This is a genomic window from Acinetobacter sp. YH01018, assembly GCF_013420295.1.
Lineage (GTDB): Bacteria > Pseudomonadota > Gammaproteobacteria > Pseudomonadales > Moraxellaceae > Acinetobacter.
Window position 1 is genome coordinate 1 of sequence record NZ_VOYL01000032.1, and the last position, 12,987, is coordinate 12,987.

At 44.5% G+C, this 12,987-nt stretch carries 10 protein-coding genes and 4 tRNA genes; 5 read left to right on the forward strand and 9 right to left on the reverse strand.

The features are described from left to right. Window positions 1–166 precede the first annotated feature (166 nt). From FTT83_RS10990 to FTT83_RS11010, 5 genes are all read left to right on the forward strand, one after another. Entirely contained in the window at window positions 167–2,005 is a 1,839-nt protein-coding gene (locus tag FTT83_RS10990; protein WP_180042733.1) for an extracellular solute-binding protein, read from the forward strand. A 39-nt stretch (window positions 2,006–2,044) separates the two neighbouring features. Beyond that, complete coding sequence (locus tag FTT83_RS10995; protein ID WP_180042732.1) at window positions 2,045–3,109, forward strand: microcin C ABC transporter permease YejB; 1,065 nt, start codon at window positions 2,045–2,047, stop codon at window positions 3,107–3,109. Continuing rightward, on the forward strand, window positions 3,109–4,122 hold the full coding sequence (locus tag FTT83_RS11000) for an ABC transporter permease (protein ID WP_180042731.1): 1,014 nt from the start codon (window positions 3,109–3,111) through the stop codon (window positions 4,120–4,122). The genes FTT83_RS10995 and FTT83_RS11000 overlap by 1 nt, the downstream gene beginning before the upstream one ends. Then, window positions 4,097–5,686: an ABC transporter ATP-binding protein gene (locus tag FTT83_RS11005; protein ID WP_180176393.1), complete on the forward strand. Its 1,590-nt coding sequence runs from the start codon at window positions 4,097–4,099 to the stop codon at window positions 5,684–5,686. Before FTT83_RS11000 ends, FTT83_RS11005 begins: the two co-directional genes overlap by 26 nt. Window positions 5,687–5,786: 100 nt before the next feature. Continuing rightward, window positions 5,787–7,031, forward strand: a complete 1,245-nt coding sequence (locus FTT83_RS11010) for an NADH:flavin oxidoreductase/NADH oxidase family protein (RefSeq protein ID WP_180176383.1) — start codon at window positions 5,787–5,789, stop codon at window positions 7,029–7,031. 313 nt (window positions 7,032–7,344) lie between these two features. On the opposite strand, the gene FTT83_RS11015 is transcribed toward FTT83_RS11010, so the two are convergent. From FTT83_RS11015 to pyrC, 9 genes are all read right to left on the reverse strand, one after another. Then, window positions 7,345–7,420 (reverse strand) — tRNA-Glu (locus FTT83_RS11015). Between the two features lie 10 nt (window positions 7,421–7,430). Further along, window positions 7,431–7,506: transfer RNA gene (locus FTT83_RS11020), tRNA-Glu, on the reverse strand. A gap of 127 nt (window positions 7,507–7,633) precedes the next feature. Next, window positions 7,634–8,527: a hypothetical protein gene (locus FTT83_RS11025; RefSeq protein ID WP_180176384.1), complete on the reverse strand. Its 894-nt coding sequence runs from the start codon at window positions 8,525–8,527 to the stop codon at window positions 7,634–7,636. Window positions 8,528–8,608: 81 nt separating this feature from the next. After that, complete coding sequence (locus FTT83_RS11030; RefSeq protein WP_180176385.1) at window positions 8,609–10,027, reverse strand: amino acid permease; 1,419 nt, start codon at window positions 10,025–10,027, stop codon at window positions 8,609–8,611. Between the two features lie 110 nt (window positions 10,028–10,137). Beyond that, window positions 10,138–10,213: transfer RNA gene (locus FTT83_RS11035), tRNA-Glu, on the reverse strand. Between the two features lie 419 nt (window positions 10,214–10,632). After that, a complete protein-coding gene (locus FTT83_RS11040) occupies window positions 10,633–10,794 on the reverse strand; it encodes a hypothetical protein (protein ID WP_180042728.1) in 162 nt (53 codons plus the stop codon). Between the two features lie 267 nt (window positions 10,795–11,061). Continuing rightward, window positions 11,062–11,137, reverse strand: a tRNA-Glu gene (locus FTT83_RS11045). A gap of 20 nt (window positions 11,138–11,157) precedes the next feature. After that, window positions 11,158–11,817 (reverse strand): ribonuclease T, encoded by a 660-nt coding sequence (gene rnt, locus FTT83_RS11050; RefSeq protein WP_180042727.1) that lies wholly within the window; start codon window positions 11,815–11,817, stop codon window positions 11,158–11,160. Next, window positions 11,802–12,836: a dihydroorotase gene (gene pyrC / locus FTT83_RS11055; RefSeq protein WP_180042726.1), complete on the reverse strand. Its 1,035-nt coding sequence runs from the start codon at window positions 12,834–12,836 to the stop codon at window positions 11,802–11,804. Before pyrC ends, rnt begins: the two co-directional genes overlap by 16 nt. Window positions 12,837–12,987 lie beyond the last annotated feature (151 nt).

Consider the following 12,987-nt stretch of genomic DNA (forward strand, 5'->3'; position numbering starts at 1 on the left):
TTGTTCCACTTTAGATATTTGTTTAAGATGAGATGTAACTCATTGAAATGTGTCATCATATTCGTCGTCAGAAAACAAGTATTATGCCATTATTTCAATGAGTTATCTTTTTTTGTCGTGTACAAAGCAAACTTATAATAAATGCAAAGACAGGGAGTCAGTTTAGATGTCATTTGCCAGGGCGAAATATTGGGGTTTTGCATGGGGGCTTAGTCTTTTGACACAAGGGCTATGGGCTGCCGTGCAGACTAAGCCCTATATTGCCATTCATAGCCAGCCGAAATATGCTGGCTTGTCGGTCATGCCCTATGCCAATCCCCAGGCGCCTAAAGGTGGCTATTTAAGTACTGCCAGTAATGGGACTTTTGACAATTTAAACAGTATGAATGGCAAAGGCAGCTCAACCGATGGGGTGGAATACCTGTTTGATTCGCTGATGTCGAATTCGCTGGATGAGCCGGGGGTGATGTATCCTTTGCTAGCGGAGAAAGTGACTTATGATCCCAAGCAGACCCAATTTGTCATTTTCCATCTCAATCCCAAAGCACGTTTTAGCGATGGCAGTGCAGTGACTGCCGAAGACATCAAATTCACTTTTGATACGTATCAAACCAAGTCCAATCCGGGACTGCAAATGTATCTGGCCGATCTGGATAAAACCGAAGTATTGTCTAAATATGCAGTCAAGATGAGTTTTAAGTCTGCCAATAATGCAGAGATGCCGCTGATTCTGGCGCAAATGCCAATTTATTCAAAACGCGATTGGCAGAAGAAGGATTTCACTCGGGTCACCATGCAACCGATTTTGGGATCAGGTCCATACTTGATTGATCGCATAGATGCAGGACGCAGTATTAGCTATAAACGCAATCCAAACTATTGGGGTAAAGACTTAGCGGTTAATAAAGGACGATATAACTTTGATCGCCTGAAATATGTCTATTACCGCAATCTGGATATTGCCTTTGAAGGCTTTAAGTCGGGCCAATATACCCTGCATGAAGAATTTACCGCACGTAAATGGGTGACTGAATATCATTTTCCCGCCGTCCAAGCAGGCATGGTGGTGAAATACCGGTTCCAGCACCAGAACCCGATTCCAACACAAAGTTTTGTCTTTAATACCCGTCGTGCGCCTTTTCAAGACATCCGGTTTCGCCAAGCCATCACCTATGCTTATGATTTTGAATGGCAAAACAAGGCGCTGTTTTACGGACAGTATCGACGCTTACAAAGCTATTTTGCCAACAGTGAATTGGAAGCCAAAGGCACGCCCAGTCCTGCAGAGCTGGCCATTTTAAAACCCTATCTAGCCCGACTGAATCCGATTCAGCGGCAGGGAGTGCTGCAAAATTGGAAATATCCGGTGTCGGATGCCAGCGGATTTAATCGCAATAATCTGCTGACTGCACGCCAGTTGCTCATCAAAGCCGGCTATACCTTTAAAAATGGCCGTTTGCTGGATACCCAAGGCAAGCCGATCCGGATTGAATTTTTAATCCATCAGGATGGTTTGCAGCGTACCCTGATGCCTTTTATTCGCAATATGAAACGTTTGGGTGTGGAAGTGGCGATCCGCCATGTCGATGTGCCGCAGTATATCGAGCGCATGCGGACCAAGGATTTTGACATGACCACCAACGTGATGCCGCAGTCGCTCAATCCGGGCAATGAGCAGGCACAGTTCTGGGGCAGTGCATCGGCAGATCAGCCGGGAAACTACAACTATGCCGGTATTAAAAATCCTGTGATTGATGCGATTGTACAGCAGGTTATTCATGCACCGAGTCGTGAGCAACTGGTGCTGAAAACCCGGGTGCTGGATCGTTTATTGCGTGCCGGTTATTATCAAATTCCGACCTATGGCAAGGGTGAAAACTGGTTTGCTTACTGGAACATGTATCATCAACCGAAAGTGAAACCGAAGTTGTCATCGGGCATTGACTACTGGTGGAGTGATGCCGGGCAAGCGCAAAAAGTGACCCGGTATTTAGGTCAAAAATAAACAATAAGTCATAACGCAGGCACAGGGAACACTGTTTCGATGGGCATATATATATTAAAAAGACTGCTGCTGATTATTCCAACGCTGTTTTTCATTTTGTTGATTAACTTTGTGGTGATCCAGATTGCGCCGGGTGGACCGGTTGAGCAAGCCATTCAACAGGCAGAAGCTTTTCAGGGCCTGGGTGCAACGGGTGGCGAAACTGCTGCTGCAAAAAATAATTATCAGGGAGCAAAAGGTTTAAGTGCAGAAATGGTGGAAAAGATTAAAGCCCAATACGGCTTTGATCAGCCTGCGCACATCCGCTTCTGGGACATGCTGAAAAGTTATGCCAGCTTCGATTTCGGCAGCAGTTTTTTTAAAGACAAGCCGGTGACGCAATTGTTGTGGGAAAAAATGCCTGTGTCCCTGTCTTTGGGTTTATGGAGCACTTTGCTGATTTATCTGGTGTCTATTCCCTTAGGCATTAAAAAAGCCCGTCAGCATGGCATGCTGTTTGATAAATCTACTTCGCTGTTACTGGCGATTGGTTATGCCGTGCCTGCCTTTGTATTTGCGGTGTTACTGATTGTGTTCTTTGCCGGTGGTTCCTATTTTCAGTGGTTCCCGCTGCAAGGTTTGGTATCGGAAAATTTTCACAGTCTAAGCTGGCTGGGCAAAATCAAAGACTATTTCTGGCATATGACCTTGCCTTTACTGGCGATGGTGATTGGCGGTTTTGCTGGGTTGACCTATCTGACCAAATATTCCTTTATGGAAGAATTAAACAAGCAGTATGTACTGGCAGCGCGCTCTAAAGGCCTGACAGAATCACGGGTACTCTATGGTCATGTTTTTCGTAATGCCATGCTTATAGTGATTGCCGGTTTGCCTGAAGCGCTGATCGGGATTTTCTTTGTTGGCAACCTGTTTATTGAAATTATCTTCAATCTGGATGGTTTGGGGCTGCTGGGCTTTGAAGCCATCCAGCAGCGTGATTATCCGGTTATTTTCGGAACCCTGTTCTTATTTACCTTGCTGGGTCTGATTCTGCGATTAATCAGTGATGTGCTGTATCAGGTGATTGACCCGCGGATTAATTTTGATTCGCGAGGTGCTGAATAATGTCCCCGTTAATGCAAGCACGCCTGAAACGCTTTCAGGAAAATAAACTCGGTTTTGGCTGCTTAATCCTTTTTGCCGTGATTTTTGTATTGTCGCTGGCTTCTGAATTGATCGCCAACGATAAACCGCTGTTGGTAAGCTATAAACATTCACTGTATGTGCCGGTGTTCAAGTCTTATCCGGAAACGACTTTTGGCGGGGTGTTTGAAACTGAAGCTGATTATAAAGACCCGGTCGTGCAGCAATTGATTGATGAAAAAGGCTGGGCGATCTGGCCACTGATTCAATATTCCTATCAAACACCCAATTTGGAACTGGCAGTACCGGTGCCATCTGCACCGACCTCGCAAAACTGGTTAGGTACCGATGATCAGGGACGTGATGTATTGGCCCGTATTCTATATGGTTTGAGGGTTTCACTGCTATTTGGTTTTGCACTCACAATTGCATCAGCGCTTTTAGGTATTGCTGTAGGTGCGATTCAGGGCTATTACGGTGGCTGGGTCGATTTATTGGGACAGCGTATCCTGGAGGTATGGGGCGGTTTGCCGATGCTATTCATGGTGATGATTCTGGTCAGCATGTTTACTCCAAACGTCTACTGGCTGTTTCTGATCATGCTGTTATTTGGCTGGACCACTTTGGTCGGTCTGGTACGTGCGGAATTTTTAAAGGCGCGTCATCTGGACTACGTCCGTGCCGCACGTAGTCTGGGCGTCACAGACCGAACCATTATGCTGCGCCACATCTTGCCCAATGCCATGAGTTCCAGCCTGTCACAGCTCCCTTTTATGCTCACAGCCAACATCACTGCACTGACGGCATTGGACTTTTTAGGCTACGGTTTACCACCGGATGCAGCCTCTTTAGGCGAGCTGTTGTTGCAGGGTAAATCCAACCTGAATTCACCATGGCTGGCACTATCCGGCTTCTTTACTCTGGCCATTGTCCTATCTTTACTGATTTATATTGGGGAGGCGACACGTGATGCATTCGATCCAAGACGCCAATAATCCGCAAGCCTTGTTAAGCGTGCAGCATTTAAATATCCGGCAAGCAGAGCATGTGCTGGTAGCTGACCTGAATTTTCAGTTGCATGCCGGTGAAACCGTTGCACTGGTCGGTGAAAGTGGTTCGGGTAAGTCGATTAGCAGTTTGGCTTTACTCGGACTGTTACCCAGTACTTTGAAGATTCAAGGTCAGGCCTTATTGGGACAGCAAAATCTACTGGCACTGAAAACTGAACAGTTACGACAAATTCGTGGCCAGAAAATTGCCATGATTTTTCAGGAACCGATGACGGCTTTAAATCCCTTGCACAGGGTGGAAAAAATTATTGGTGAAACCTTATTGCTGCAAGGCTGGTCCAAACAAAAGGCCAAAGCACGAATTATTGAATTATTAAAAGATGTCGGCATTCCCGACCCTGAAGAGAAATTGCGCCGTTATCCGCATGAGCTTTCTGGCGGACAGCGGCAGCGCGTGATGATTGCCATGGCACTGGCCTTAGATCCGGACATTCTGATTGCCGATGAGCCGACCACAGCACTGGATGTTACCTTGCAAGCACAGATTTTAAAACTGCTTAAATCTTTGCAGCAAAGCCGAAATATGGCGATGATTCTGATCAGCCATGATCTTAATCTGGTACGTCGCTATGCCGATCAGGTCATTGTAATGAACAAAGGTGTAGTAGAAGAACAGGGCAGCGTAGCGGAAATATTTCAATATCCGAAACAGGCCTATACCCGAGATTTACTGAATCATGATTTTGGTGAGGCGCTACACATTCCAGAAGCTGAAAATTTATTGACCTTAAAGCAGGTTGCGGTGAAGTTCCCGATCAAGCAGGGATTACTCAACTGGGTCAAAGACTATTTTATTGCGGTCGAGCCTTTGGACTTACAATTAGCCCAAGGTGAATCGATTGGTATTGTCGGTGAAAGCGGTTCAGGTAAAAGTTCACTGGCTTTGGCTATTAGCCGTTTGATCAAAAGTGACGGTGAAATTGTGCTGCTCGGTACCGATTTAAACCAATGCAATGAAAAACAGTTACGGCCTTTACGTGCCGAATTTCAGATGGTGTTTCAAGACCCGTTTAGCAGTTTGAATCCGCGTTTGAATGTCGAGCAAACCATTGGTGAAGGCTTGGGCTTAAAAAAACTTTCTGCTACAGACATATCTCAGCGGATTGATGAAGCACTGGAAAAAGTAGAATTGCCGATCAGCTTTAGAACTCGTTATCCACATGAGCTGTCAGGTGGACAACGTCAGCGTGTCGCCTTGGCACGCGCTTTGGTGTTGAATCCTAAACTGCTGATACTGGATGAACCGACCTCGGCGCTGGACCGTACCACGCAGCGCGCCATAGTGAAATTACTCAGACGTTTGCAGCAAGAGCATCAGATCAGTTATCTATTTATCAGCCATGACCTGCAAGTGGTCAAAGCGCTGTGCCAGAAAGTATTGGTGTTACGTCGTGCACAGGTCATGGAATTTCAAAGCACTGAACAGCTGTTTTTAAATCCGCAAACTGAATATACCCGTCAATTAATCGAAGCAAGTCAGTATGTTTAAAACTACTGACAAGTCATATTGTCAAATAGCCTATTGACGAATTGTATATTCAGGTTAGAGTTTTCACTCTATATAAATACAAATAAGTCAGGATTGAGAGATGAGCCATCTTGCTGAAGCCATTACCATTCGAAATATCACTTTTAAAAACAGAATAATCAAAGCCGCAATGAGTGAAGCTCTGGCAAATGATGCAGGTCAGCCCAGCCAGTTGCATTTTAATCTTTATGAAACCTGGGCCAAAGGTGGCTTGGGCTGTGCCATTACAGGAAATGTGATGGTAGATTTCCGTGCCAAAAATGAACCGGGCGTGGTAGTGATTGAATCGGAACGTGATTTGGCCAAGCTACAGCAATGGGCAGCGCTCGGCAAGAAATATGGCATGGTGCAACTGGTGCAATTATCCCATCCCGGCCGCCAGTGTCCTAAAGGTCTAAACAGGGAAACTGTAGCACCTTCGGCTGTGCCTTTTTCTCCTGCACTGGCAACTACCTTTGGCACACCACGTGAATTACGTGAAGATGAGATTATCGATATTATCCAGCGTTTTGCCATTTCTGCACAAATCTGCGAAAAAGCTGGCTTTGAAGGCATACAGTTGCATGGTGCGCATGGTTATCTGATCAGCCAGTTTTTATCGCCATTGACCAACAAGCGTCAGGATCAATGGGGTGGTTCGATTGAAAACCGGATGCGCTTCCTGTTGGAAATTTATAAGGCTGTCCGTGCTGCAACCTCGGATCAATTTATCATTTCCGTGAAACTGAACTCGGCTGATTTCCAGCGTGGCGGCATTACCGAAGATGAAGTGGTTGCGGTCTTTAAAGCCATAGATGCTGCTGGAATCGATCTGATCGAGATTTCTGGTGGAACTTATGAAGCTCCGGCTATGGCGGGCGCGAAAGAAGACAAGCGCAAAGCCAGCAGTATTGCCCGCGAAGCCTATTTCCTCGATTTTGCCGAGAAAATTCGCAAAGAAGTGAAATGCCATTTAATGGTGACTGGCGGTTTTCGTACCGTAGCGGGTATGAATGCGGCACTGGATAGTAGGGCCTGTGATTTTATTGGTATTGCCCGCCCATTGGCAGTGGAAACCGATTTAACCGATCGACTGATTGCAGGGCAGGATGTACGTTATGCGGTGGATAAAATCAAAACCGGCATTCCTATAGTCGATAAAATGGCGATTATGGAAATCATCTGGTATGCCGCACAGTTTAAGGATATTGCCCAAGGTAAATGTCCCAATCCGAAACTGTCACCGCTGAAAGTTTTTTTGAAATATGCCAAAAACAATATTACCGCCATTATTAAAGGGCGGATTAATTCACGTCGTAGTGCTTAAGGCTACCATGCTTTAGACCAGTAAGACTGAAACTGCACAGCAGACCATTGTCCTTTTTCCAATGTACGTTAAAAGGCAGTTCTGCTTTGGATCTGTTGCAGATAACGCTGAAAATGCCGTATTTGATTGCATGCAGGCCAAGAGTGGAAACCAAAACAACAGATCTACACGCCTAAAATGATCACCTGCTAAATAGTTATTTTTTTAGATGTGTAGCAAAGATCAAGCAATATTGAAATTCAATCCATTTAAAAACAAAAAAGCCTGATTCATGACGATCAGGCTTTTTGCTGAGATATTGCTATCTCGAATATGGCGACCCTACGGGGATTCGAACCCCGGTTACCGCCGTGAAAGGGCGATGTCCTAGGCCTCTAGACGATAGGGTCATCTAAGTATTGGCGTCCCTACGGGGATTCGAACCCCGGTTACCGCCGTGAAAGGGCGATGTCCTAGGCCTCTAGACGATAGGGACGTTTCAGAGGTGGGCGTATAATAGGGTGGATAGGACAGCCTGTCAAACCTTTTCCCGGGATAATGTTTAAAAATAGACTCAACTGAATAAAAATAAAACAAATGTGTGAAATGTGTTTTGAAAATCACTATTTTTCTGCGCTTAAACCCTCAATGATGCTGTTGATCACTGCCGGATGCTGTAAGTAACCGATAATACTGTGAGGATTATAAAAAGATGTAGTAATCGCCTGGTTAATGATTGGTAGCTTAAAATTGAAAGGGGCTTCTGATAAAGGAAAAGCAGTCAAAAAATCGTCAGGTGAATAAAAATTAAACCAGTCACCCTGCAGCTGGGGTGGTCTGGAAATCGGGGTGACGAGTTTTTCCTGAATGACTCTAAAAGCCAGGGGAGAGCCTAGGGTAATAAAGCGCTGAATTCTAAAATGCGGATACTGATGCAGCAGGTTATAGGTAATGACCGAACCGAGGGAGTGCGCCACAATAATATGATCTAGCTCGGGATGTAGATAAGACATGATTCGATGGTGAACTTCATGCATGAAATCGGGGTTAGATAAATATAAATAGCTTTCAATCAGGAATTTATGAATAAATGTTTCATGTAGCTTGGGATAATGATTTAGAAATAGTGCCAGTTCCTTAAATGCATGATCTCTGGTAAGTGCGCTAATGAGGGCCAATCGCTGAGTGAATGACTCAGAGCATTCGGGATTTATACTTGGTAATCTGCTCGCACAGGGATGCTGTTCCGGGACAATGGTAGTGTTATGTTTTAAATGAAAGGGAAGATGTAAATGGGAGATGGACTTGGGTAAAAAGGTCTCCAGATCCAGGCTGTTATATAAATGATGTTTGCTGAGCAAGTCGCCATAAAAAGGAAAGCGCACTTCCAGAGTGTTAAGATCAATATTTTGCCGGGAATTGCGTAGGCCTGTCTGAAAAGCGGATAGCCAATGCTGTTTTAATGAAGGTTGATCGTAATTCTGTTGATTCATGCCGTGAATAAAAATGATTTTCATACATGGTCAGAGCTTTTGTAGAAGTGATTATCTTTATTGAGCTTAAAAAAAAGAGCGGTACTTGACCACTCCTTTTCTGTGTTAGTTTTGCTTTCTGTAGAAAACATGATAACTGAGATAACAACCCGCAATAAACAGCAGGCAGCCAATAAAGCCGGCCAGCATTTCCGGATCTGCTGCCATACTGATACAGGTAATAAAACAGAACACAAAACCTAGAATCGGTACAATCGGGAACAGCGGTGCGGCAAAGCCCAGCTCTTCCACGCTATGGCCGGCCTTATACCACTGGCGACGGAAATTAAACTGGCTTAAGCAAATGCTCATCCAGACCACCACCATGGTAAATGCAGCCACACCCAGCAGGTTCTTGAAGATGGTTTCCGGTGCAAACTGCTCTGACAGTAATCCCGGAATTGCACCAAACATGGTGACAATAATCGCCACAAAAGGAATGCCACGATGGTTCACTTTGGAGAACACGGCAGGTAGCTGTTTTTTGTCAGATAAAGACCACATCATGCGGGAAGCGGCATATAAACCCGAGTTGGCTGCCGATAATAGCGCGGTGATAATCACAAAGCGGATGATATCTTCCGCGTGTGGAATACCGATATAAGTAAATACTGTGACAAACGGACTGCTACTGACGCCTTCAGCACCTAAGCCTGCCATCTGATGCGGCAACAGTGCGCTAATCACCACAATTGTGCCGACAAAGAAAATCAGCAGTCGCCAGATTGCGGCATTAATCGCTTTGGGTACGTTCTTAGCCGGGTCCTGGGTTTCACCTGCGGCAACGCCAATCAGTTCGGTGCCAGAGAAAGCGAAGTTGACAATCAGCATGGTGGCGAAAATTGGAAATAAGCCTTGAGGAAACCAGCCCTGAGCCGTAAGGTTGCTAAATAAAGGCGCAGAAGTGTTCCCCTGAAACGAAAGCACGCCAAAAATTGCCAACAAGCCGAGAATAATAAAGCTAATCACGGTCACGACTTTGACCAGGGAAAGCCAGAATTCAGATTCTGCAAACAGTTTGGTTGAACTCATATTGAGCCCAAACACAATGGCTGCAAAAACGATGGTCCAGATCCAGACTGAAATTTGCGGAAACCATTCCTGCATCAGCAAGGCTGCGGCGGTAAATTCGGTTCCCAGGGTGGCAGTCCAGGTCAGCCAGTACAACCAGGTAATCATATAACCGGTACCTGGACCAATATATCTGCGTGCATAGGTACCAAAAGAACCTGATTCGGGCATGTGCACCGCAAGTTCGCCCAGACAAAGCATGACTGCATAAGCGATTAAACCGCCTAATACATAGGAGATGATGGCACCTACAGGCCCCGTTTGTGCAATGACTTCACCCGAACCTAAAAATAACCCCGTGCCGATTGCGCCGCCTAGCGAAATCATGACCAGGTGTCGAGTACTCATAGCGCGTTTTAAAGGCGCAGAATTGCCCTGATGCATAGCATCATTCGGAGTATGAGATGACTGCATAAGAGAAAAAGAAAAAGAAAAATGAAGCGAACTATTGTAGTGAAAAACTACGAATCTGCAATGTAATAATGATAGGTGTTGAAGCTTGAATGATCGTATAGCACGATATATGGCGACCCTACGGGGATTCGAACCCCGGTTACCGCCGTGAAAGGGCGATGTCCTAGGCCTCTAGACGATAGGGTCGTTAGGAGGTGATGCGTATATTATGGATTTTTAATAAAGCTGTCAAACCTGTAATTGTGTTATTTTTAAAATATTGAATTAATTGCATAAAAAATGACAAATCTAAAATAAAAAGAGCAGTTTTTTAAACGGGACTTGATCTATCGCTTTAAAAGCACATTTATTTTCAGCACGATACAACTTGCATCAATCCACCCTCTAGGGATGGCTTAATGAGATAAAGTGCAGCCATTGCTCTTTTTAGCGATGACTTCGGCTCCTCGGCAGATGAATACTGTGAAGGTTGGGGAGGGTTGTGTAAGATAAAAAATAGGCTGAAAGCATTATTTTAATTATGGGTTAGGTGAATGTTAAATCAGCCAAACTTTTCGATGATGAAGGCTGGGTTGAGGACGGTTTTAAATTAAAAAGACCACATATTAGTGGTCGGGTGTTTGATATTTCTCAGACTGTTCTTGCGCTGGAGCTTCTGCCGGGGTAATGGATGAATCCTTGGCTGGAGCTTCATCTCTGCTGACGATATATAAATATAAAGCAGAGGGCAGGAGAATGATTAAAACAAGGAAAAATTTTTTCAACATACGAGCAGGTTCATTAATTGCAATGGGGGAAACTTAGCATGCAAATTGCCATAAAAAAAGGGTGTCGCAGCACTTAAGGCTAAACTTTAAAAATCAAGCTTTGGAAACGATTATTCAGGATGAGCAGATGAGTAATTTTAGCAATTATGTTTGGTGATTATCCGCAAGTTATGACGGCTTTTTAAGAGGCTCGGGATATGAATATACGAATCAAGGTTTTAATTTTAAAATGTTTTCGGTAGTAAAAATAAAGAAGAGAAAAATAGATGGCGTCCCTACGGGGATTCGAACCCCGGTTACCGCCGTGAAAGGGCGATGTCCTAGGCCTCTAGACGATAGGGACGTTTAGAAGATGGCGGTATCTTATTGATCCGCCATCAAGGTGTCAAGTAGATGGGGTGCGAGTTTGTTCAAAATATAGCAAAACAGTTCAGCCGTTTTTTGAGTGTCGTATAAAGCAGAGTGTGCTTCCTTACCATCGAACTCAATTCCAGCCTGAATACATGATTTTGCCAGTACGGTCTGACCAAACATCACGGCACTTAAAGTCACAGTATCAAACACCGAAAAACTGTGAAAAGGGTTTTGATTTTTGGTCCCTGTACGGGCAATAGCCGCTTGTACAAAGCCCAAATCGAAATGTGCATTGTGACCGACCAAAACGGCATGGGTACAGTTTTGCTGCCGACGAACTTCATTGACCGATTTGAAAATGCGTTTTAATGCACTTTTTTCATCTTCCGCCATGGCAATGCGCATTGGGTTTGACGGATCTATACCAATAAATTCCAGAGAACGGCGGTCTAAATTCGCCCCTGCAAAAGGATTAATATGTGCATGGTGCGCTTCACCAGGTACAAATTGGCCTTTTTCATTATAAATGATTGGGATTGCTGCGATTTCCAGTAAGGCATCGGTCTGTGAGTTAAAACCTGCTGTCTCGACATCGACAACAACAGGTAAAAATCCACGGAAACGCTGACCAATTACTGGTGTGGTTTCATCTGTCACACTTTTCTCCATTGGATGGTCTTACCCGCATACAATGGGATAATCTGTTCACCATCCAAATAGTCTAAACTTTCCGGAATAACTTGCTTTTCTTTGACCAAGGTAATGCTATTGGTATTGCGCGGCAGACCATAGAAGTCCGCACCGAAATGGCTGGCAAAACCTTCCAGACGGTCCAGTCGACCTACCTGATCAAAAGCCTGAGCATATAATTCAATTGCGGTAGGGGCGCTATAGCAACCGGCACAGCCACAGGCATTTTCTTTGGCATTTTTTGAATGCGGCGCGCTGTCTGTACCCAGGAAAAACTTGGGATTAGAACTGGTTGCAACTTCAAGTAATGTTTGCTGATGGCTTTGACGCTTTAAAATCGGCAAACAATAGAAATGCGGTTTAATACCACCTACCAGCATATCATTACGGTTGAACAGTAAGTGCTGTGGGGTAATGGTCGCAGCGACATTGCGGTCCTGTTCAAGTACAAAATGTGCAGCATCGCTTGTGGTAATGTGTTCTAAAACCAATTTAAGCTTTGGAAACTGTTTTAAAAGCGGTGAAAGTACTTCATCTAAAAAGCGTTTTTCACGGTCAAAAATATCGACATGATTGTGGGTGACTTCACCGTGAAGCAACAATGGCACCTGATGTTCTTCAAGCTGTTCAATCACTGCATAGACTTTACTGATATCACTGACGCCGTTGTCTGAATTTGTGGTTGCACCGGCTGGATACAGCTTGATGGCATTGACATGCTCAGATTCTTTAATTTTTTTGACTTCGCTTGGTTGAGTCTGGTCGGTAAAGTAAAGCACCATACGTGGATCAAATGCGACACCTTCAGGGACATGCGCCATAATGCGTTCGCGATAAGCCAATGCTTCCTCAACTGTTTTGATGGGAGGTACAGTATTTGGCATGCAGATAGCACGAGCAAACTGCTTGGCAAGATCGGGAACTGTGCGTTTTAAAGATAAACCGTCACGTAAGTGAGCATGCCAATCATCTGGCTGGAGAAGAGTGATTGTATTCAAGGCCATTTCAATCGAAGAAATAAAACAGATGATAATCCATAAAGTGTGAAAATGGTAACGAGAATTACAGACAAATGGTTATATATACATAATTCTAAATAAGAAAAATATGTTATTTTTAGTAACTAAAAGAATTAAGAAATGCTGGGCA